The 20,559-nt window shown below is 60.4% G+C and carries 25 protein-coding genes; 13 read left to right on the forward strand and 12 right to left on the reverse strand.

Annotation, left to right across the window (positions count from 1 at the left end; genetic code table 11):
• Nucleotides 1–122: 122 nt before the first annotated feature.
• Together ASE82_RS05440 and ASE82_RS19270 are read right to left on the reverse strand one after the other, a co-directional pair.
• Complete coding sequence (locus ASE82_RS05440) at nucleotides 123–440, reverse strand: hypothetical protein (RefSeq protein WP_056059988.1); 318 nt, start codon at nucleotides 438–440, stop codon at nucleotides 123–125.
• 421 nt (nucleotides 441–861) lie between these two features.
• Entirely contained in the window at nucleotides 862–1,128 is a 267-nt protein-coding gene (locus ASE82_RS19270; protein WP_156348780.1) for a hypothetical protein, read from the reverse strand.
• Between the two features lie 56 nt (nucleotides 1,129–1,184).
• Here ASE82_RS19270 and ASE82_RS20355 point away from each other — a divergent pair, with 56 nt between their 5' ends.
• The 7 genes from ASE82_RS20355 to ASE82_RS18790 all read left to right on the forward strand — a co-directional run bounded on the left by ASE82_RS20355 (nucleotide 1,185) and on the right by ASE82_RS18790 (nucleotide 6,643).
• Nucleotides 1,185–1,559, forward strand: a complete 375-nt coding sequence (locus ASE82_RS20355; RefSeq protein WP_443025072.1) for a zf-TFIIB domain-containing protein — start codon at nucleotides 1,185–1,187, stop codon at nucleotides 1,557–1,559.
• 368 nt (nucleotides 1,560–1,927) lie between these two features.
• Entirely contained in the window at nucleotides 1,928–2,290 is a 363-nt protein-coding gene (locus ASE82_RS19810) for a hypothetical protein (protein WP_200910677.1), read from the forward strand.
• A gap of 659 nt (nucleotides 2,291–2,949) precedes the next feature.
• The gene (locus ASE82_RS05455; RefSeq protein WP_056059997.1) at nucleotides 2,950–3,399 is read left to right on the forward strand and encodes a DUF411 domain-containing protein; all 450 of its coding nucleotides are present in this window, start codon (nucleotides 2,950–2,952) and stop codon (nucleotides 3,397–3,399) included.
• Nucleotides 3,400–3,463: 64 nt separating this feature from the next.
• On the forward strand, nucleotides 3,464–4,423 hold the full coding sequence (locus tag ASE82_RS05460; protein WP_056059999.1) for an IS481 family transposase: 960 nt from the start codon (nucleotides 3,464–3,466) through the stop codon (nucleotides 4,421–4,423).
• A gap of 305 nt (nucleotides 4,424–4,728) precedes the next feature.
• Nucleotides 4,729–5,697, forward strand: a complete 969-nt coding sequence (locus tag ASE82_RS05465; protein ID WP_056060002.1) for a magnesium and cobalt transport protein CorA — start codon at nucleotides 4,729–4,731, stop codon at nucleotides 5,695–5,697.
• Nucleotides 5,698–5,893: 196 nt separating this feature from the next.
• Nucleotides 5,894–6,208 (forward strand): hypothetical protein, encoded by a 315-nt coding sequence (locus ASE82_RS05470; protein WP_156348781.1) that lies wholly within the window; start codon nucleotides 5,894–5,896, stop codon nucleotides 6,206–6,208.
• A 108-nt stretch (nucleotides 6,209–6,316) separates the two neighbouring features.
• Nucleotides 6,317–6,643, forward strand: a complete 327-nt coding sequence (locus ASE82_RS18790; RefSeq protein WP_082441332.1) for a TFIIB-type zinc ribbon-containing protein — start codon at nucleotides 6,317–6,319, stop codon at nucleotides 6,641–6,643.
• Nucleotides 6,644–7,097: 454 nt separating this feature from the next.
• On the opposite strand, the gene fliE is transcribed toward ASE82_RS18790, so the two are convergent.
• The 6 genes from fliE to ASE82_RS05505 form a co-directional block, all read right to left on the reverse strand.
• Nucleotides 7,098–7,448, reverse strand: coding sequence for a flagellar hook-basal body complex protein FliE (gene fliE, locus ASE82_RS05480; protein ID WP_056060013.1), 351 nt, complete (start codon nucleotides 7,446–7,448; stop codon nucleotides 7,098–7,100).
• 118 nt (nucleotides 7,449–7,566) lie between these two features.
• Nucleotides 7,567–9,024 carry a phospholipase D-like domain-containing protein gene (locus tag ASE82_RS05485; protein WP_056060094.1) on the reverse strand — a complete coding sequence of 486 codons (1,458 nt, stop codon included), beginning with the start codon at nucleotides 9,022–9,024 and terminating at the stop codon, nucleotides 7,567–7,569.
• Nucleotides 9,025–9,037: 13 nt separating this feature from the next.
• Nucleotides 9,038–9,643: a DedA family protein gene (locus ASE82_RS05490; RefSeq protein WP_082441326.1), complete on the reverse strand. Its 606-nt coding sequence runs from the start codon at nucleotides 9,641–9,643 to the stop codon at nucleotides 9,038–9,040.
• A 58-nt stretch (nucleotides 9,644–9,701) separates the two neighbouring features.
• A complete protein-coding gene (locus ASE82_RS05495; RefSeq protein WP_056060015.1) occupies nucleotides 9,702–10,193 on the reverse strand; it encodes an MgtC/SapB family protein in 492 nt (163 codons plus the stop codon).
• A gap of 29 nt (nucleotides 10,194–10,222) precedes the next feature.
• The gene (locus ASE82_RS19275) at nucleotides 10,223–10,408 is read right to left on the reverse strand and encodes a hypothetical protein (protein ID WP_056060019.1); all 186 of its coding nucleotides are present in this window, start codon (nucleotides 10,406–10,408) and stop codon (nucleotides 10,223–10,225) included.
• 502 nt (nucleotides 10,409–10,910) lie between these two features.
• Nucleotides 10,911–12,080, reverse strand: a complete 1,170-nt coding sequence (locus ASE82_RS05505; protein ID WP_082441328.1) for a sodium:proton exchanger — start codon at nucleotides 12,078–12,080, stop codon at nucleotides 10,911–10,913.
• A gap of 108 nt (nucleotides 12,081–12,188) precedes the next feature.
• On the opposite strand from ASE82_RS05505, the gene ASE82_RS05510 reads away from it, so the two are divergent.
• A complete protein-coding gene (locus tag ASE82_RS05510) occupies nucleotides 12,189–12,455 on the forward strand; it encodes a hypothetical protein (protein ID WP_056060022.1) in 267 nt (88 codons plus the stop codon).
• A 117-nt stretch (nucleotides 12,456–12,572) separates the two neighbouring features.
• On the opposite strand, the gene lpdA is transcribed toward ASE82_RS05510, so the two are convergent.
• Nucleotides 12,573–13,967, reverse strand: a complete 1,395-nt coding sequence (gene lpdA, locus ASE82_RS05515; RefSeq protein WP_056060025.1) for a dihydrolipoyl dehydrogenase — start codon at nucleotides 13,965–13,967, stop codon at nucleotides 12,573–12,575.
• A 489-nt stretch (nucleotides 13,968–14,456) separates the two neighbouring features.
• Here lpdA and ASE82_RS18800 point away from each other — a divergent pair, with 489 nt between their 5' ends.
• Nucleotides 14,457–15,899, forward strand: coding sequence for a TolC family outer membrane protein (locus ASE82_RS18800; protein WP_082441329.1), 1,443 nt, complete (start codon nucleotides 14,457–14,459; stop codon nucleotides 15,897–15,899).
• 590 nt (nucleotides 15,900–16,489) lie between these two features.
• Entirely contained in the window at nucleotides 16,490–17,065 is a 576-nt protein-coding gene (locus ASE82_RS05520; protein WP_056060027.1) for a recombinase family protein, read from the forward strand.
• A gap of 76 nt (nucleotides 17,066–17,141) precedes the next feature.
• Here the strand turns inward: ASE82_RS05520 and ASE82_RS05525 are convergent, their stop codons facing one another.
• The 3 genes from ASE82_RS05525 to ASE82_RS05535 all read right to left on the reverse strand — a co-directional run bounded on the left by ASE82_RS05525 (nucleotide 17,142) and on the right by ASE82_RS05535 (nucleotide 18,307).
• Nucleotides 17,142–17,594: a hypothetical protein gene (locus ASE82_RS05525; RefSeq protein WP_056060030.1), complete on the reverse strand. Its 453-nt coding sequence runs from the start codon at nucleotides 17,592–17,594 to the stop codon at nucleotides 17,142–17,144.
• Nucleotides 17,595–17,657: 63 nt separating this feature from the next.
• Complete coding sequence (locus ASE82_RS05530) at nucleotides 17,658–17,972, reverse strand: helix-turn-helix domain-containing transcriptional regulator (RefSeq protein ID WP_056060032.1); 315 nt, start codon at nucleotides 17,970–17,972, stop codon at nucleotides 17,658–17,660.
• Nucleotides 17,972–18,307: a type II toxin-antitoxin system RelE/ParE family toxin gene (locus tag ASE82_RS05535; protein WP_321164094.1), complete on the reverse strand. Its 336-nt coding sequence runs from the start codon at nucleotides 18,305–18,307 to the stop codon at nucleotides 17,972–17,974. Before ASE82_RS05535 ends, ASE82_RS05530 begins: the two co-directional genes overlap by 1 nt.
• A 272-nt stretch (nucleotides 18,308–18,579) precedes the next feature.
• On the opposite strand from ASE82_RS05535, the gene ASE82_RS05540 reads away from it, so the two are divergent.
• Genes ASE82_RS05540 through ASE82_RS05545 form a run of 3 tightly spaced genes read left to right on the forward strand, consistent with a single transcriptional unit; the run spans nucleotide 18,580 to nucleotide 20,519 of the window.
• Entirely contained in the window at nucleotides 18,580–19,227 is a 648-nt protein-coding gene (locus ASE82_RS05540) for a ParA family protein (RefSeq protein WP_056060036.1), read from the forward strand.
• Nucleotides 19,228–19,231: 4 nt separating this feature from the next.
• Entirely contained in the window at nucleotides 19,232–19,522 is a 291-nt protein-coding gene (locus ASE82_RS20320; protein ID WP_311725827.1) for a ribbon-helix-helix domain-containing protein, read from the forward strand.
• Nucleotides 19,523–19,565: 43 nt separating this feature from the next.
• The gene (locus ASE82_RS05545) at nucleotides 19,566–20,519 is read left to right on the forward strand and encodes a replication initiator protein A (protein ID WP_056060039.1); all 954 of its coding nucleotides are present in this window, start codon (nucleotides 19,566–19,568) and stop codon (nucleotides 20,517–20,519) included.
• Nucleotides 20,520–20,559 lie beyond the last annotated feature (40 nt).

Consider the following 20,559-nt stretch of genomic DNA (forward strand, 5'->3'; position numbering starts at 1 on the left):
CTCGGCCGCACTGGCCAAGGACGCCGCGACCATGAAGGTCGCGATTGTACGATGCATCGATGATGACTCCTGACGAACCTAGTTCGCCCCGCGCGGCAGCAGCCGGCGGGGTTAGCGGGTCGTCAGGCTTGTGGCGGCCTCAATGCGGGATCGGCCGTGGACAGAGGCAGCATCGATCGGCCTGCGAAAACGGGGGCAAGGCGGAGGTCGCGCGTGACGGCGGCATTGGCGATCTTGACCGGCGCCGCGACATGATCGCCGTGGCACCCACCGTGGTGATGAGGATAACCCTTGTCGCCATCCGAGGGCACCTGATCGGCGTCGCCGGGCGTGTGCCCTTCGGCGATTTGTTCGCCCGGCGTCTCGCTTGCACTGATGCTGGCATCCGGCCGTTCGAACACATGCGCCGCTGCCGTCGTCTCAAGAGAGAAAACGAGCATTAGGCAGGCAAAAATGTTCAAGAGGCGTCGCACGGATTGCGCCGTAGCATCAACGACGATGAAGTGATAGTCCGGATTGCAACGGCACCCCTGTGCGACCGATCCTGTTGCCGAAATTTTCAACTTTCGATGTTTGCGAATTTCTTGACCTCAGTACGCCGTCTTATCGGCTTAGATATAATGCCAATCATAGGCACAGTTTTATGCAAAGATATGTAATATTGTACCTCTATGAGTATTCGCTTCCGGTAGTATTACCTTTTTTTACTTATAATATCATATAAGTTGAATTGTGAAATTTTTAGTCGCTTTGCAATGGAGTTATTTATTAAAGTAATATTATTTTAATTTTTGCGGTCATCGCCTTTTTGACCCCGGCTGCGACGGCCCAATCCTATGGCGGTTAGGGTAGAGGCCAAGTTTACGGTGACCAATACCGCGCAACATTGGGCATGATTGCTCTTTTGGCGATCGTGATCGTGATCTTGGCTATAACCAATCTTGGCGTGGCAATGGCGGCTATTATCGTGGCAGCTACGGCTATAATGGTCGGCAGGAGCATCAGGAGCATCAGGAGCATCGCGAGCGCCGGCATGAGCGTCGCGAGCATAATCAGCGTTACGGCGGGTATAGTTACTAACATCAAAGCGACGCCCGATACGCAGTCGCTCATGTCGACGTCGATCAACCAGGGGGCTGCACCATGACGGACGCCGCACCGGTAACCACGACCACCCGGATACAATGCATGTTTTGTCCCGTGTGCCGGATCGACCTCATGCTTGCGGACAGGCAGGGGGTGAGATCGAGTGTTGTGCGCAATGTCGGGGTATCTGGCTGAATCGCGGCGAACTCGACAAGATCATCATCGATAAGAACGCTTTGTTCGAGGCGACGGCGAGGCCGGTACCCGATTTCCGTTACAGCCGATTGAGCCTGGATACGCCCAGCCTACTCTTTGGGGCGGATACAATGAGAGACCTTATGGCGGTGGGCACCGTGACAGCCAGCATGGCCACGGTGGTCATGCTGCCTATCGCCCTGGCGACGTCCTTGGCGGTCTGTTCCAGCATTGATCGGCAATCGGCCGCGTGTTCTAAACAGATAGGTGTCTCATAGTCGTGGTGCATAGAGGAAGATAGCGTGACCAGAAGATGCGGGCTCAAGCTCGTGGCCTTATTAATCCTTGTCAGATGGACCACAGCGTCTGTCAGCGCGCAGGTCATATCCCATGGCGCTGGCGTCAGTTGGAGCGGTACGCATGGCGGTGTCAACTGGGACGGTAGGCATGCCTATGAGGGAGGAAGCTACGGAGACTACCCTCGCTCTTCTGCACTCCGTCCCGCCTACCAAATGCCGCAGCCTTCGCCTTATTCCATGCAATTACCTCGCGCGCCACACGCCCAAAATAACAGCAGCGATCACGCTGTCCGGCATAACGATCGTCGTTCATCGGAACAGGCGGTTCTGGGTTTCGACCCAAGTGATTGATCAGTCAGCAAATTGCTCGTTCACCACCACCCCGGCGTACAGGCCTTGATAGTAAACAAGCTTCAAACCAAATTGGCCCTCAGTTCTTTTGGACACCCCAACATCAGAAAAGCGATATTTCGATGATTGACAGGACACGTTTGACCGTCACCTTTGCCGTCACGCTTGCCTTATGTGGTTGTAGTCTGATCACGCCGCCCGACGAGGGATATTTCCGCACTCATGCTAAAGAAGCCAGATTGATCGTGACACGCTGCGAGCGCGGTCAGGAAAGCGGCAATGACTGTAAGGCGGCAGCGCGGGCCGTCGCTGCGCTGGATAAGGCTACCAAGGACGCTTCCGCCAAGGGGGTTCGCTAGCAAGAGTTCACTGACTGAATAAGCACCGAGAAATTGCCCGGCCAATTCCTGAACGCAATCAGGGTTGGCAGACGTCGCCATGCCAAAATCTCCGTCGAGCAAGCGGCAGAACCGCATGTCAAATGCGCTCTTAGCCAGGCCGATGTTCAATCACGCAAGTGATGGTACGAGATTTATTCGGATCGGCCTTCACCGGAGTAGATTCCGACTCCGCCGCATTTGACGGGATCGGTTCCTCACGGCGCGCGCCGGGGGTGTTGCAAGAAACATGATCGTAGACAGACATGGCTGAGTGGCGGGGGCGGGCAAGGGGACCAGTGCATGCGGTGAGCGCGCACACTGAAAAAGCCAATGTGGATATGGCAGGGAGACGCATCTTAACCCTTTCTGTCTCTTATATTTGCCTTACCGTAGTGGTTGTAGGCTAGAATAATAGCCATTCCGTTGAATACTACCTTTTGCCTTCGCGGCTTTCCGAATGTGTGATGGAAAAACAATGTGAGGATAGGGTCGCGGGTAAGATTGAAGCGAGGTACTGCGATGTTGTTGCCGTTTCTTGTGCAGCAGAAAGTATGTATCTGGCGTTTGTTAATTAGCGATTTTGGCCGTGGCAGCAGCCTATTGCCTCAAGAAGGAGAAGCCAGGTGGCAGCATCTGACATGAAATATCGAATGGCTGGTCTCGCCGTCCTCCTGTTGACGGTCCTTCCTGGCGTAGCATCGGATGCAGCCGATATTGCCATGCACCGTGACCCAGGTTGTGGCTGCTGTGAGAAATGGGCAGATCAGGTCCACCAGCAGTTCGGGCGCAAGGTACAGATCTTGGACGACGCAAACCGGGCCGCCTTTCAGCGCCGTGTGGGTGTACCGGCGCAGTTCGGATCCTGCCACACCGCCATCATTGATGGCATGGCATTTGAGGGGCATGTGCCGATCGCCGACATGAAGCGCGTGCTTGCGCAGCATCCAAAGGGCGTCCACGGCCTAGCCGTAGCAGGAATGCCACTTGGTTCGCCGGGGATGGAGGTGCCAGGCGCGAAGCCGCAACCCTTCGACGTCATCGCGTTCGGCCCGGCTGGCCAGCGCGTTTATACCCGTTACGGAGGCTAGGTGTTAGATGTTTGATCCCACGGTTTGATGGTGCGATCCTTTCGTTAGAATGGAAGGAAGCCGTATGGGACAGGTACGTCACGGGAGCGCCACGACCACGCACGCCGTCAGAGCAGCAATACAGCGATCGCAAGCTTCGCTCTCGGCGCTGAGCCGAGAGCTTGGGATCAACCCTAAGACGGTAGCGAAGTGGCGTAAGCGGGCGACGGTCGAGGATCAAAAGACTGGGCCGAAGGCCCCTCATTCAACGACCCTGACCCAAGCTGAGGAGGCGGCCGTCGTCGCGTTCCGGCGTCACACATTACTGCCGCTCGACGATTGCCTCTACGCGTTGCAGCCCTCGATCCCGCAGCTGACGCGCTCAGCGCTGCACCGCTGCCTCCAGCGTCATGGCATATCCCGTCTGCCGGACATCGAGGGGGACAAGCCGAAGCGACAGCGCTTCAAGCGCTACCCGATCGGCTTCTTCCACGTGGATATTGCAGAGGTGCAGACCGCCGAAGGCAAGCTCTACCTGTTCGTTGGCATCGACCGCACCAGCAAGTTCGCCGTCACCCAGTTGGTCGACAAGGCTGATCGGCGAACGGCGTGGGAGTTCCTGGAACACCTGCTAAAAGCTGTACCTTACCGTATCCACACGATCCTGACCGACAATGGCATCCAGTTCGCCGACCAGCCGCGCAACCGTAACACCGCCTGGTCGCGTCAGATGCGCTTCGATATGATCTGCGAAGCGAACGACATCGAGCACCGGTTGACCAAGCCGAACCACCCTTGGACCAATGGTCAGGTCGAGCGGATGAACCGCACCATCAAGGAGGCGACCGTCAAACGCTTCCACTACGAGAGCCATGACCAGCTACGGACGCACCTCGCTGACTTCATGGCTGCCTATAACTTTGCCCGCCGGCTCAAGACGCTCAGCGGACTCACACCCTACGAATACATCGCCAAAATCTGGACGTCAGAGCCGGATAGGTTCATCGTCAATCCGATCCACCAGATGCCGGGACTAAACACCTAGGCCGGCTGCTAGCTCACTTAACGTAAGCCCCGCTGATAGATCGAGGACGCGATTAGGCGTCGGCGGATTGCTTATGACCTTAGCACTGATGCTTTTTGCCGTTGCAATCAGTTGATATTCTGATGCGGTTGGTTGCCCGAGATACCCGATCAGCCACTACCGTGATTCCATGTCCTGATAATGTACAGGGGCCGTGAGGAAGCCCCAGGCATGTCTGAGGCTTCAGCAGTGGGGATAGGCGTTCGCAGCGACGTAAGGATCGTCTCCTGTTAGGGCGATTGTCTATCAATGTTTAGAGGGTCCTGATGAGCGTTGTTGCTGCTTCCCTTTATCGCCACGGCCAGCGGGTCCGGTCGCTTTCGATCGACGAGCCGACATTCTGTTCGGACGACAAGGCGGAGTTCGTCTGGATCGGCCTGCTGGAGCCGTCCGAGGAGGAGCTTCGGAAGCTCCAGGAGCACTACGGCCTTCACCCGCTTGCGGTTGAGGATGCTCTGAAAGCCCACCAGCATCCGAAGGTCGATGTCTACGGCGATCAGCTGTTCGTGGTCGCGCTGACTGCCCGGCTTGAGGATCAGGTTATCGCCTACGGTGAAACCGCGATATTCGTGGGTCCCAGTCATGTCATCACCGTGCGGCATGGATCGGCACGCTCGCACAGCACGCTGCGCGGCCAGCTTGAGGCGGCGCCGTCACTACTCGCGCATGGTGTCGACTATGTTCTGCACGCCATTATCGACTTCATCGTCGATGGCTATCTGCCGATCGGGGAGGCCATCGAGGAGGAAGTCGTCATAATGGAGCAACGGGCGCTTGACGCTTTCCTGGCCCGGGAGGAAATCAGTCGCATCTTCAATCTACGACGTGAGCTAATGCGGTTCCAACGGGTCCTTGGCCCCATGGGCGAGGTAGCGAACAAACTCACCCACCCCGACATGCCTTGCATCGACCGGGAGGTAATCCCGTATTTCCGAGATGTGCTAGACCATATTCATAGAGTTGAAACCACGGTGGGTGGCCTTCGCGAAGTGCTCACATCGGTCTTTGAGGTCAGCAATCTGCTCGAACAGCAGCGCACTGGTGCGAGTACCCGGCAGCTTGCGGCCTGGGCGGCCATTCTGGCCGTGCCGACTGCCCTCGCAGGCATCTACGGTATGAACTTCGAAAACATGCCAGAGTTGAAAACCAAGTATGGATATTTCGTCGTACTCGCGGTGGCCGCTACGGTGTGCAGCATGCTCTATATCAGGTTCAAGCGCGCAAAATGGATCTAGTCGAGGGTACAAGTGCCTTGAGACACTTAAAGGTTCGATGAGATAATTTTATGCCATGACTCTTACCTGACTACGCAATTAATATAATATCATCTCTTGTTAGTGAATGTAAGCTGTCGATCGCATTCCGCCTGCATTCAATATCGCGGTCCTATCTACTAGACGTGACATTCGGTCACGCTTGATGGAGGTAGTCATGAGAGGATCCTTGATCTTGGCCGCGGCGGCGCTGGCGTTTGCTGCGCCGGCCGCGATGGCCCAGTCCCATGGCGGTTACGGCGGACATAATGGCGGCCCGTCCTACGGCAATCAGGTCCGAGGACACGGCGGATATGGCGACGCCTACCGCGATCGAGGCGGTGGCCATCAGCAGTCCTGGCGCGGTAATGGTGGCGGCTATTACCAGGGCGGTTATGGCTACAACAATCGCCATGATCGCCGCGAGGAACGTCGTGAACGGCGGCATGAGCGCCAGGAGCGCAATCAGCGCTACGGGGGTTATGGCTATTAAGATGAAAGCAGCGCTTCCCGGGCAGACCGCCCCAGCGGTGCCGACCAAAGAGAGGAATGCACCATGACGGATGCCGCAACAGTACCCGCGACCACCCGGTTGCAGGGCATGCTCTGCCCCGTGTGCCGGGTCGACCTCGTGCTCGCCGACCGGCAGGGGGTCGAGATCGACTATTGCCCGCAATGCCGGGGCATCTGGCTGGACCGCGGCGAACTCGACAAGATCATCGAGAAGAACGCTTCGTACGAGGCGACGTCGAGGCCGGCACCCGATTACCCGCCACAACCGACTGCACCTGGATATGCTCAGCCTGCTCCCTGGAGCGGGTACAATGAAGGATCTCATGGCGGTGGACGTCATGGTGGCGGGCATGACCGTGGTGGCCACGGCGGCTATCGTCCCGGCGGCTTTCTTGGCGGTCTGTTTCGGCATTGATCCGCACTCGGCTGGCGTTCTGAACAGGCAGCCGTTTCATGGTTGTCGGTGCATGGAGGGAGAAATAGCGTGACCAGAAGATGCGGGCTGACACTTGGAATCATGATCCTTGCCGGCTTGGCGGCAGCGCCGGCTGGCGCGCAGGTCATGTCCCATGGTGCCGGCGTCAACTGGAGCGGCACGCATGGCGGGGTCAACTGGGATGGCGGGCATGCCTATGAGGGCGGAAGCTACGGCGGTTACCCTGCCTCGTCCGCACCCCGTCCCGCGTACCAGATGCCGCAGCCTACGCCTTATCCCATGCATGAACCTCGCACGCCATACGCCCAAAATGACAGCAGCGATCACGCCGTCCGGCATGAAGATCGTCGTTCATCACCACCGGCGGTTCGGAGTCTTGACAGCAGGTGAGCCATCCCGCGGCCATCGGGCACTCGATGGACGCAGGCTGTGATCAGACGGCCATGCTCATGATGTCCTTGTAGGCCGAAAGAACCTTGTTCCGGACCTGCAAGGTGGCCTCGAACGAAACCGAGGCGCGTTGCTGTATCAGCGCCACGGTCGCGATATCGGTCGTCTCGCCTCGTTCGTAGGCTTCGGTCGCGACATCCTCCTGTTCCTGGAGCGCATTCACCTTTTGAAGCGCGGTCTGCATCGTCGCGGCAAAGCTCGTCGATGGGGCAGTGCCATCCGGTCCCCGCAGCGCATTCGGCGACGAAGCCGAGCCGACATCCCTCAGTGCGGCGTTTCGTTGAAGCACCGCGTTGCGCATCGCCATGACATCGGCCACGCCGTTCACATTCATGCCTGTCGACCTCTCACGCGAACGATAGAGCGCGCATCTTCGCGCAAGAATGATTAGAAATCGTTAAGGATGTTTGTTCGGGACTGGCCCCCGGTCCTTCTGGTCGTGGCAGTACGGGTCACGGATGATGGCGGTGTCGGTGCCGCAGGTGAAAGAGCAGACCTCGGCGTCGCGAAAACGGCTCGAACATCTCGTCGGGTCCCTCGGGGTCGAGCAGCTTGCTGTCGGCCAGCCATTTTTCCATCGAAGACAGTTCGGGCAGCTCGTACTCGCGTAGCGAGCGACCCGGTGCCTGCAACGCCGCGATCGTTGCGATCAACGAGCCGGTTTCGGCGAACTTCGCGATGACCGCGTCCTTGTTGGCGCCAAGGTGCTCGGCGAGCAGACCGGCGCGGATGTCGGCTATCTTTCGATGCCCATCGGCGTCGGATGCCCCGGTCGTGTCGATCGTCACGTCGCATTCGCTGTCGAGGCGCAGCGACCGGTTGTTGAAGTTGGAGGATCCCACCCGCAGCACGACGTCGTCGATGATCGTGACCTTGGCATGGACATAAATCGGTGCCCCCGCGGCGGTGAACGGGTGATAAAGCCGGAAGCGGCCGTGCACGTCGCACTTCCGGAGTTCGGCAACCAGCCGGGCACGGGCCGTATCCATCGCGATCGGTTCGAGCCAGCCGTTCGCGGTCGTCGGATTGATGACGACGATTTCCGGACCATCGGTCTCGTCGAGTCGTCTGGCGATTGCCTCCGCGACCCGCCGGGAGGCGAAATACTGGCTTTCGGCATAGATCAGCCGCCGCGCCCGCGCGATGAGCGCGACATACAGCGCCTCGATCTCGTGGACCGGTTCCTGGTCGGCGAGCTTTGGCAGCGTGCGCGAGATCCCGACGGGCACGTCCCTGAAGTCTGCCTCGAGCCCATCAGGCCAGCAATCCGCGCCATTGGTCACGGGCTCGATCGAATACCCGCCGGCGGCATGCCACCGCTCCCGACAGGCGTCACCGAGGGCGCGTGCCACCGGGCCCTCCAGCGCCATGGCCGCGTCATGCCACGGCCCGTGCGGCGTGCCGTCCGGTCGGACGCGGCGCGGTTCCTCGTCCTGGTGGTCTCGCGTGTCCCATCGTTCGCGGGTCATGTCGATGCCGCCGCAAAAGGCCATGCAGTCGTCGATCACCACGATCTTCTGGTGATGCGATCCGGCGACCGGATGATGCCCGTCGAGTTTGAGGTGGATTTGGCGGTCGCGCATCCAGCGCAGGATCGTGAACAGGGTTCGGCCATGGAACAGCGTCTTGAGCGCACCGGTATCCCAGCGCAGTATGTGAATATCCAGCAGGGGACTGCGCTTGACCAGCCAGCTGATGAACGCTCCGACCGTCGGCGGACCCTCGTCCTGCCCCTCCCCGGCGAACTGGATCCGGGCGTCGAAGTCCCAGCCGATCAGCACGATGCGCCGCTTGGCCTTGAGCATCGCGGAGCGGGCGGCCCTGAAATAGTCATCGGCGTCGACGATGACGGCCGCACGGCTTGCCGTGGCGGTCCGCCAGAACGCGCGCCGAATGGTGGCGTCGCTCATGGGCTTTGGCACCTCAACGCCCATGACGACGCCCCCACGTGGCTACCCGCCAAGCGTACCAGAGCACGAGCGCGATGATGATCGCCGTCGAGACCGGACCCACATAGCGCTCGACCGCCCCATAGCGCTGCCCCAGCAGATAGCCGGCGGCGGCCAGCATCGCGGTCCAGGCTGCCGTGCCGATCGTCGACCACAGGAGGAAGGGTCCGAGGGGCATCCGCACGAGCCCGGCCGGGATCGATACGACCGATCGCACCGTGGGGACGATCCGCCCGATGCAGACGAACGGGCCACCGTGGCCGCGGAACCAGGTCTTCGCGCGCTCGACCTCCTGCCATTCGAGCGTTAGCCATCGGCCGTGCCGATCGACCAGGCCATGCAGCCGGTCGATGCCGAGCATCCTTGCGACGGCGTACCAGCAGAGATTGCCCGCCATGGCGCCCGCCGCTCCGGCGGCAATCACGCCCGGCAGCGACAATGCTCCGCGCGAAACACGCAGGCCGGCAAGCGGCATGATGACCTCCGAGGGGAGCGGCGGGAACACGGTTTCGGCGAACATCAGCATCGCGACGCCAAGATAGCCGAGCTGATCCACGAGCTGCTGGATCCACTGGCCCAAACTGCTTCTCCTTATCTTATGTGGGTCGAAACCATTTGTCGTCGCGTAGCGCCCGACCTTAATCCGATCCGCGCAGCAATCGACTATCCGAATCCGGTTCCGGTCGGGCGTTAGCCCCGCCTGACAGTGCCGGTGCGCTATCCACGTTGTCGCCCTGTTCGCCCGCGGTTTTCTTGAGTGGACGTGAAAGTCGGAGAGTTAGGAAGGTGACAGCGCTGATGATGATGGCGATATCGTACAGCGAATATCCGACCGCGGCACCAACGGCCCCTGTCGCCCACAGGCTCGCCGCCGTGGCCGTCCCTGATGTTCGACTCCCTTGCTTCAGGATCGCTCCGCCGCCGATGAAGCCGACGCCGGTGATCAGGCCCTCCAGGATACGTGCCTGGCCGAGCGAAGCCCGACCAAGTACCGCAATCGCGATCAGCACGAAACCGCAGCTGGCGATTGCGACGAGCGGAAAAGTGCGCACGCCCGCGCTGCGCTCTTCCTTCTCCCGATCCCAACCGATCGGAAGAGCCAGAGCATAGGCGGCCGCAAGGCTGACCATATGCCAAAGGGTTTCCAACAAGCTACCAGCTAGCAAAGGCAACGGAACTTGCCTCTCGAAAGACCTGGGGATCGCATGGCGGGATCAATGACGGCCACCACCATGTCCGCCGCCGTGGCCACCTCCAAAATGCCCACCTCCAAAATGCCCGCCACCAAGATGACCGCCCCGATGATGGCCGCCACCAATGCCAATCCCGATTCCGAGCGATCCATAGAAGGGGGAGCCGTAGTAGCCGTAAGGGCTTCCATAGCGGTAGGGATAGCCGCCCCCATAGTAGCCGGCGCCGCGCGAACCACGCCCGCGGTTGGCGACGGCGATCAGGCACTCGCTTCTGTCTGCCTGAACCGCACTGCCCGGCGCAGAGGGGACGGCCGTTTGCGGCGTGGCGGGTGCCGGCGGAGCGGTGGATGTTGCCCCGGGCAGTTCATCCGGTCGGGCGATCGGTACCGCCCGGATCGCGCCGGGCGTGTCACAGGACACTGCGAAGTAGGAATAGGAAGAGGGCCGTGGCGCATAGGTAGCGCAGCCGCCCAGCAGGACTGCCCCGGCCAGCGGGACCATGATCGGCTTGCGAATGTTCGGCATGATGCTTCCGTTCGTTCCTGATTGACAGCGAGGCTGCCACACCAAGTACATATGGTGTAGTTCCCAAGCATTGCACGTCGCCGCGTGCGGCCGGAATGCGCCGGTATCAGCTGCGCCCATTCGGATGCTCTACCGCTTGCCCCCGGCTGAAGCGACGCTCGAAGGATGGGTTTCCGGGTGGCTGGCGAAGAGACCCACCGCAATCAGATGCCCAAGCGACTTTGCGTTCGTGGCCACGACGATCGCGGAAAGCGCCAGATAGCCCCAGGAAAGCCACGTCAGGCTGGCGATCGTTCGCGCATCGTCTCCGAGAAAATTCAGCGTCAAGCCGACCTGAAGGGCGAACAGGCCGGCGAGCGCCAGCGCACCCCACACACCCAGTCTCAACCGCAACAGCAGGGCAATGCCGAACAGCGATTGCGCGGCAGTGAGAAAGAACTCCTCATGCTGCCGCGCATCGAGCGGCAGAGCGGTGAGTCCGCCTGCCCCGAGGCTCATTGCTAACGGCAGCATGCCGACCAGCAGGGTCCATTGGTTGATCTTGTCCGAGATCATCGTTGCAAGGCCGTTAGCCGCCCGCCCCGAGAGCACGAACAGTACCGCGATGGTCACCGCAGGCGCCTCGCTGGCGAGTGGCGCGAGCCACTGGATCAGCAGGAACTCATCGATGCCGACCGAGCGCCCTGAGTCCACCATTGCCTCGGCAAACGGTTCAGCCGAGACCAGGATAACGGTCGCCGCAACGACCGTTAGCGCCGCCATCGCGGCCCACTGACGCGCCGACGACAGCTGGCTAAGCGCGGCTGCGGGGCCAGGTTCGTCGTCCTCGTCTTCTTCCGCCTCGGGGAGATAGCTGACGCGCCAGACATAGGCGGCGAAGATCGCGACCAGCACGACACTGTCGATCCACCCGATCGCATCGCGCATCAGGATCGTGAACGACCAGGCGGTGCCGATCAGTAGGAACACGACTTCTGCCGCGTTGACCGGTGCAAGGTCGATGCGGCGCTGGCGGGTGCGAAACCAGTGGACGAGCACCATCAGCGGCCACGCCAGTCCGACCAGCAGGCGGTTGGCGCCCGTCATGTTCGCGGCAGCGTAGTGAACATAGTTAGACGACGGGTCCTGTCCCGCGGCATAGGCGTAGTAGAAGTCGACCGCATACTCCGGCAGCACGGTGACGAGCGCGATTGCCGCCACGATCAGCCCTTGGCTGACGCGCTTCTCTGCGGCCTCCGCACCCCAGGACAGCATGAAGCCCGCTGCGAGGATCGCAATGCCGAAGAGCGCGGCGACCATAAACTCAGACTGCGTGCTTCGTGCCCCACGCTTAGGGTGTCATTCCGCCCTCAACCGGAACCGACCCCACCGCTGCTAAAACCGCACACAAAACATGAGGAAAGAGTGATGCACGAACGCGATCCCAACATCGTCACCTCGAGCCTGTCTGGTTTCGTCACCGAACAGGGCGTCACCGTGAGAGTGAACATCATCCGGTTGGAAAATGAGCCGGGCTGGTCGCTTGAAGTCGAAAACGAGCATGGAACTTCTACGGTCTGGGACGACCTGTTCGCGACTGATGATGCCGCGCATGCTGTTTTTCGTCAGACCGTCGATGAAGAAGGTATGCGCGCCTTCCTCGACCATGCCGTCGTCATACCCTTCCGACGTTAGCACCGTCAGCGTTCGCCGTTCGTTCGGTCCTAGCGTACGTAAACTTCACTTTCGTGCAGTGACCCCTTGGACAAGACGCCCTGCGGAGAGGAGGCTGGGGCAGCCAAAGATTTTGCCTCACATGTGAATTGGCTTGCCCGTTACCGCCATCGCCGCTTCCTTGAGCGCCTCCGAGTGCGTGGGATGGGCATGGCAGGTGTAGGCGATATCCTCGCTAGTTGCGCCAAATTCCATCGCCTGGGCAGCCTGAGCGATCATCGTGCCGGCGAGTGTGGAGATGATGTGAACCCCAAGCACGCGGTCGGTCTTGGCATCGGCAACGACCTTGACGAAGCCGTCGGTATCTCGGTTGGTCTTGGCGCGGCTGTTGGCTGCGAAGGGGAATTTGCCGACCGTGATTTCCCCGCGTGTTTTCGCCTCCTCCTCGGTCAGGCCGACGCCCGCGATCTCAGGATGGGTGTAGACAACGGATGGTATCACCGCGTGATTCACGATACCGATTTGCCCCGCAATATTCTCGGCGACCGCAATTCCCTCGTCCATCGCTTTGTGCGCAAGCATAAGGCCAGGAACGACGTCGCCGATCGCCCAGATGCCGGGAACAGCGGTTGCAAAGCGGTGGTCGACTTCGATCTGCCCCTTCTTGTTCAAGCCAAGCCCGGCTTTGTCGAGTCCCAGGCCTCCGGTGTTAGGGCGCCGTCCGATCGCGACCAGTACCACGTCGGCCTCGATCGTTTCAGCCTCGCCACCGGAAGAGGGCTCAACCGTAATGGTTGCGGTTGAGCCGTTGCGTGCGACCGCGGTAACCTTGGTGCCGAGCTTGAACGCGAGCCCCTGTTTGCCGAAGATGTTGCGCGCTTCCCTGCGCACTTCGCCGTCGAGGCCAGGAAGAATTTCGTCGAGATATTCGATCACCGTCACTTTGGCGCCAAGCCGCTTCCAAACTGAGCCGAGTTCAAGGCCGATCACGCCGGCACCGATGACGACGAGATGTTCGGGGACCTTGGGGAACGCCAGCGCGCCTGTGGAGTCCACAACCACTTCGCCGTCCACCTCGACACCCGGAAGGGGTGTCACCGACGAACCGGTAGCGAGCACGATATTCTTTGCGCGCACGGTCTTGCCTGCGACTTCGACGCTGTCCCTGCCGGTGAAGGTGGCCAGCCCTTTGAGCCACTCGACTTTGTTCTTCTTAAATAGGAAGGCGATGCCGCCGGTCAGCTCTCCGACGGCCTTGCTCTTCTCGGAATGCATCTGCGTCAAATTCAGGCGAGCGCCTTCGATTTCTACTCCAAACTTCGCAAGAGCGCCCGACTTGGCTTCCTCGTACAGCTCGGAGGCGTGGAGCAGTGCCTTCGATGGGATGCAGCCGACGTTGAGGCACGTTCCGCCAAGGGTCTCGCGCGCCTCTACGCAGGCTGTCTTCAGCCCGAGCTGCGCCGCGCGAATGGCAGCGACATAGCCGCCGGGACCGGCACCTATGACAAGAATGTCGTAGTCGTAGTCACCCATTTAAAACTCCGTTCGGCCTGATGGCGGGACACCGCCGTTTGCTCAGGAGCACGAACACTGACAACTGACAATGGGTTATGCAGGAAGGCGGAAACGCGACTTGCCAAAGCAGGAAATCTAGAGTTAATTCCATCAACCGGAGAGGAGTGACTTGACTCAGGTCCCATTAAACGACTGCGCATGGGACCGGTGTTGGAGGACCGACCAGATGGTGCAACTTGTAACGTATGTTTCAACAAGCCATGGTAAGCTCAGAGACTATGATCGGTATTTTGAATAGGGTCGTTCCCCCAATCGCACGGTTTCTACTATCGGAATCATCAAATTTCCGTGATTGAGCGCAAAGGCTCGCTATTGCCCTTTCTATTCTTTGCCGGTCTGATCGGCCCCCCGTACAAGGCTGGGGTAACGTTTACCTGAATAGTACATCAACCAAGCCCGTGAGTCCCATTCAGGCATTTATGGGGAGAACAACGCACGGGAGTGCAAATGAAGTACGCCGCCCTTTATCCATGCGCGATCGCAATTCTTTTAAGTACGACTGTTCCGGTTCGAGGAGACACGCTCGGCGAGGCACTCATAAATGCCTATCGCACGAACCCAAGCCTGACAGGTGCGCGAGCGGGTTTGCGCGTGACTGATGAAGGCGTTTCGATTGCAAAGGCCGCCGCGCGGCCGACCCTGTCGGCAACGGCAGATTATCAAGAGTTTATCGTTCGTACCGCTAATAGCTTCTCTGCACCACTGCGAGCCGCTAATGCGGCGGCGAATGTGTCGCTGCCGCTTTATCAAGGCGGCCGTGTCAAAAACGGCATTCGCGCGGCGGACGCTCGGGTGGATTCCGGCCGGGCAAACCTTAGAGCAACTGAAGCGGACGTTTTCACCGCTATTGTATCAGTCTACATGGATGTCATTCGTGACCGCGCCATTGTCGGTTTAAACACCCGTAATGTCGAAGTTCTTGAAACCAATCTTAGCGCATCCCGTGATCGCTTTCAGGTCGGTGACCTTACCCGGACCGACGTTGCTCAGTCGGAGGCACGGCTCGAGTTCGCTCGTGGGCAGCTCGAACTTGTAAAAGCACAATTGGTTACCAGCCTCGAGAACTACATTCGGTTTGTTGGTGTTCCAGCACAAAATTTGGAGAAACCGCCGAAGTTTCTGGGACTGCCGGCGAACGTAGAGGCGGCGCTTGTGACGGCATTCCGCAACAACCCACTGTTGATCGCTGCGAAGTTCGACGCTGCGGCGGCACGCTACGACATCCGTGTAGCTAACGCCGCCCGGCTGCCACGGCTAGCGGCTGTGGGTTCAAGCAACTATAATAACTATCTGGGCACACTAACCAGCACGATTCCCGGTCGGGCGTTCCTCCAATCCCAGCGAACTGCTACAGTCGGGCTTTCTGCTACGATTCCGCTCTACCAGGGTGGTCTGCCCGCTGCTCAGGTTCGACGAGCACAGGCTTTGTCCAGTCAATCACTAGAACAGATCGTGTTTGTTGAGCGCCGGGTAGTTGCGGAAACACGCGCTGCTTTTACCCGGCACCGCGCGACGGAGCGGGTAATCCGGTCATCGCAAGCAGCCGTAGCGGCAAACGAACTGGCGCTTGAGGGTGTTCGCGCCGAAAATAGCGTCGGCACGCGCAACGTACTCGATGTACTAAATGCCGAACAGGAACTGCTCAATAGTAGAGTCCAGTTGGTAACTGCTGAACGGGACGCCTATGTGGCCGGTTTTGCCTTGCTTGCGAGTATGGGACGCGCAGAGGCGCGGGACTTGGGATTGTTTGGCGGTGGGTTGTATCAGCCAAGAATTCGTGATCAGGCGCCGGTGCGAGATCGCCGCTTTGATAGCAATTACGGACCTTCCGACAATATTGAGCAGGGTGAGCAGCCTTTCAACGCCTCATTATCGTCCACCGAACCTTAGGGTAAAAGCCTATTTATTTTGTCGGCCCGTGATCTAGGGGAGCGGATGATAATTCCGAGCGTGAACGCGACCTTAACTTGGCGATCGTCGTAACTATTTGAATTTCACTTCAACAGCCAAATTTATAATCAGTACTATTTTCGGTTGCTATTACCGGAACTAGCAAGACGTGCCTTGCAAGTGCCATTACCGGCAAATGGTGCCCGCGACCGCTACTTCACACGATCGACTGAGTGAACCGGCTTGAGGAGGAAATCCGCCTCGGCGAGGCCGGTACGTTCGCAGCTCGGCCGTCACGCCTTGAGGTCGTGATGCTCGACGAGCTTGGTTATCTGCCGTTCGCCACTCGGGCGGGCAGCTGCTCTTCCATCTGGTCAGGACCGCGATCAACACAAGCGAAAAGAACAACCGGGCAGTGACCATCGCCGGAAGGTAGAGATCAACAAATGCTCTCGCAAACGGTCGTTCGCGCGACAGCCGGGCCGATCGCGGCGGAAGCCACTAAAACGGCCCATCTGACTTCCTAAAACCGTCCCTTGTTTCCTTCTCCGAAATCCGGCTAGGTCGTGTCGAGTTTTCGGAGAAGCCCCTTGCTCGTCGGCTATGCGCGCGTGTCCACCAGGGATCAGTCCCCTGCCCTACAGCTTAATGCGCTCCGCGAAGCCGGGTGCGAGAAGGTGTTCACCGAGAAGGCGTCGGGCGCGCAGCGCGATCGGCCGGAGTTGCGTGCCGCGCTCGACTATCTCCGCGCCGGCGATACGCTGGCGGTGTGGAAATTGGACCGGCTCGCACGCTCCGTCCGGCAGCTCGTGGAGACGGCCGAGGATCTCGCCAAGCGCGAGATCGGCCTAAAGGTGCTAACCCAGGCGATCGACACTACCAGCCCCGGCGGGCGGCTCGTGTTCCACGTCTTCGCGGCCGTCGCCGAGTTCGAGCGGGAGTTGACCTTGGAGCGCACCCATGCCGGGCTTGCCCAGGCGCGGGCCTTGGGGCGGCGTGGTGGGCGCAAGCCGGCGATGGGGCCTGCCGAGATCAAGCGAGCCAAAGCGATGCTCGCCGATCCGACCATCACCGTCGAGGAGGTCGCACATCAGATTGGCGTGCAGCCGTCGACGCTCTATCGCCACATACCGGGCGGGCGCAGCTCGCTTAGCCAACCGGCTTAGGTGGAGGCCTTCGTTCGACGGCCGCGTCTTTGTCCCACCCACCCAACCGTTAGCGCCTGGCCTTGCGGCCCGGCAGTCAGGCGAATAGGTCGCCGATCGCACGTAGCCGGAAGGCGTTGAGCCAACGGCGTCGGCGATGTTCAGTGGCGTCGTGGACCATGTGGCAGCGCTGGCAGAGCGCCGCGAGGTTGCGCGGCCGGTTGTCGCCGGGATCATGGTTCAGATGCGCGCTGGCGAGGGCCACGCGCGTGATCCGAAGATGAGCAGGCGGGTCGATGCCGGCGAGACCCGGTTGCGCCCGCGCCAGCTCGTCTGGCGACGGCAGCCGGCGAAGCTCCCTGCCCTGCCCGTCGCGCCAGGTCGCGGCGTCCGCGTCCCACCAGACGCCATTCCCTAAGTGCAGCACGTCGCGGCCGTGGGGGCGACGGCAATGCTCGCAACGCCCCTTCGCGCGCCGGAACCGGATGAGGTTTGACAGTTCGCGCCAGTCGATCGGATAGAGCCAGCGATGTTCGCGCGCGATCGGCATGACGATTCTATGAGTCAGACAGCAGCAGAACGAAAGAGGAAAGTTACCGCTTTCGGGTTCAAATTACGTGGCGCGAACTTCCAGTGTTACACCCGATGCGCGTTGCAGTGTGCTGATGACCGAAAACAGATTGTCAGCAGCGGGATTGCCCGCCGGGCTGAACATCCGCATCAGGCTCTTGGACGGTCGTCCGGTTTGTTCGGCCAGTTCCTCGAAACCTACCGTCGCCTTGATGTAGTCGCGCAAGACCGCCTTTCCCGTGTCGATATCACCGAGGAGGAAGGCATTGACGGCTTCGGTGAGGAGCGCCGAGCGAAACGCCGAGTCCGCTTGAACACGGGCGCGCACAGTATCCTTGAAGTTGCGAGTGAGAGCCATCACGATCTTCCTTTCCTCCGCGCCTTGTAGTCCGCCCACAGCGACTTGGCGGTGTCGATGTCACGCTGCTGCCGCTTCTTCGTGCCCCCACTCAGGAGAATGACGAGGGTTTGGCCGTCCATGCCGAAATAGACGCGATAGCCAGGCCCGAAATCGATCCTGTATTCCGAGACGCCCTCTCCCACCGGTTTGACGTTGGAAAGCGCGCCACGTTCGACCTTGTTCAGCGCCACCGTCACCTTTGCGGCGGCTACCGCATCCAGCGCGGCAAACCAGAGTCCGAACGGGCTTCGCCCTTCCCCGTCCTTATACTCCTTTAGCACCATCGGTTCCATATATGTTACCATTGAGCCGATCGTCAAGGGTGGACGCGCCCGAGCGGGCCGCGCTCTATCTCCGCTTGGCAGCTCCGATCGAGCCGCCATGCTGGCGTCTCGCCCCTGACGGGCTACGATCGCTCGCGCGAACAGAGAGGCCGCCGAGGCGGCCGTGTTGTTGTCCCGCCCGCCCAGCCCTGAGGCCGGCCTTTTAGACCGGCTACAAGAAAGGTTGTGCGATCCTGCCAATCTGCATATTATCATGTCTTCAATATTGAAGGTGTGCACACGTGCATATAATCACACTTGCAGCGCAAAAAGGTGGCGTCGGCAAAACGACGCTTGCGGTCAATCTGGCGGTTGCGGCGCAGGCGGCAGGCATCAGGACGGCCCTGTTCGACCTTGACCCACAGGAAAGCGCGACGGCGTGGAGCGAGCGCCGCGAGGCCGAGCTACCCCATGTAGAGCCGATCAGCGCGCGCCGCTTGAACCAGGCGATCGACGCGGCCGAGGCAAACGGTTTCGACCTCACCATCATCGACACGCCCCCGGCAGCCGGGGCCGAGGCAGCCGCAGCCGCGCAACGAGCCGATATCGTGCTGATACCGTGCCGCCCTTCCCTTATCGACCTCGACGCGATCAAGCGCACGGCCCAGCTCATCATCAGCACCGGCAGGACCGGCTTTGTCGTGCTCAATGCGGCTCCGCCTACGGCAACGACGCTACTGTATGACGCGAGGACACTGGCGGAGGATACCGGGCTAAAGGTCGCGCGCGCAGTCATCAGGGAGCGCAGCGCCTATCGCGCAGCATGGCCCTACGGGCTTGGCGTGACCGAGCATGAACCGTCCGGCAAAGCCGCCCAGGAGATTGCATCACTTCGCCAATTCCTGTTTCATGAATTGCAGAATTGCACACCTGCAAATGTGAAGGCTTGATATCATGGCACGACGATCATCGCTCCTCGCGCCCGCGGTCGCCACAAAGGCAAAGTCCGAGTCCGCCTCGCCTGAGCGTGTAACGTCCCCACCGGACGCGCGCGCTCCCCGGTCGAGCGGGCAACGACCGGGCAAATATCACTTGGGCGCTTACTTCGATCCGGCCGACCCCACCGCCGAGGCGTTCCGAGTTCTGGCCGCGAGGACACGCCGCAGCCATCAGGAATTGCTGGCCGAAGCGATCGCCGAGCTGGTCGCCAAATACGACGCCGACAAGCAGTTCGGACGTGCTTGAACGTGTGCACATATGCACAACTGCAAACGTGCAGGATTGAACCATGAAGAAGCGGCGCGACCCTAGCCCGGAGTTCGACCTGTTCCTGCCGATCATGGGCGACCTTCCGCTCAAGGATCAGCGTGAGACGATGGAGCGGCCGTTCTTTTCCTTGCAGAAACGCAAGCGGGTCAAGCCGATCGAATATACCAGCCCGGACGGCGCGACCTGGGTGAAGATCGAGGCGATACCGGCCTACGGCATGGCGACGATCTGGGACGCCGATATCATCATATGGGCCACGTCGGCGCTCAATCGGATGCGGGAGCAGGGGGGCAACGACCTGCCCAGGACGCTTACCACCACGTCCTACGACCTTTTGCGGGCGATCAAGCGCAACACCAGCGGTCGCGCCTATCAAGATCTCCAGGCCGCCCTACAGCGGTTGCAGACGACCTCCATTTCCACGTCGATCCGCGCGCCCAAACGTCGCAGCAAGGCGGGCTTCAACTGGCTCGACAAATGGACGTTGGAGGTCGACCCCGAAACGGACCAGCCTCGCGGCATGACCATCACCCTGTCGGATTGGGTCTATGAGGGAATCATGGCGGAGCGGTCGCTTCTGACCATGCACCCCGACTACTTCCTGCTAACCGGCGGGCTTGAGCGGGCGCTTTATCGTATCGCGCGCAAGCACGCTGGCAATCAGCGTGGAGGGTGGACGTGCCGGGTGGAGGTGCTGCGCGACAAAACCGGCAGCGACAGCAAGCCAAAAGAGTTCAACCGGATGCTCCGCAAAATCGTGGAGACCAACCAACTTCCCGATTATGCGGTGGAAATGGTGGCAACGAACGACGGTAGCCCGGCCATTCTATTTCGGTTGAGAGGGGAGGCAGAAGCCTTGGCACTCTCCGAGCAGCTCCAGGCCGAGCAAGACCGGCGCGACCGCATGGAAGCCGATCGACGGCGCACCGTAGAGGTCGATGACCTGATGGACCGGCTTTCAGGACGCTCCTAACTATCGTGTTATCACACACCGCCGCCCTCGGAAGCGATGC

The sequence above is a fragment of the Sphingomonas sp. Leaf230 genome (assembly GCF_001421745.1).
GTDB lineage: Bacteria > Pseudomonadota > Alphaproteobacteria > Sphingomonadales > Sphingomonadaceae > Sphingomonas.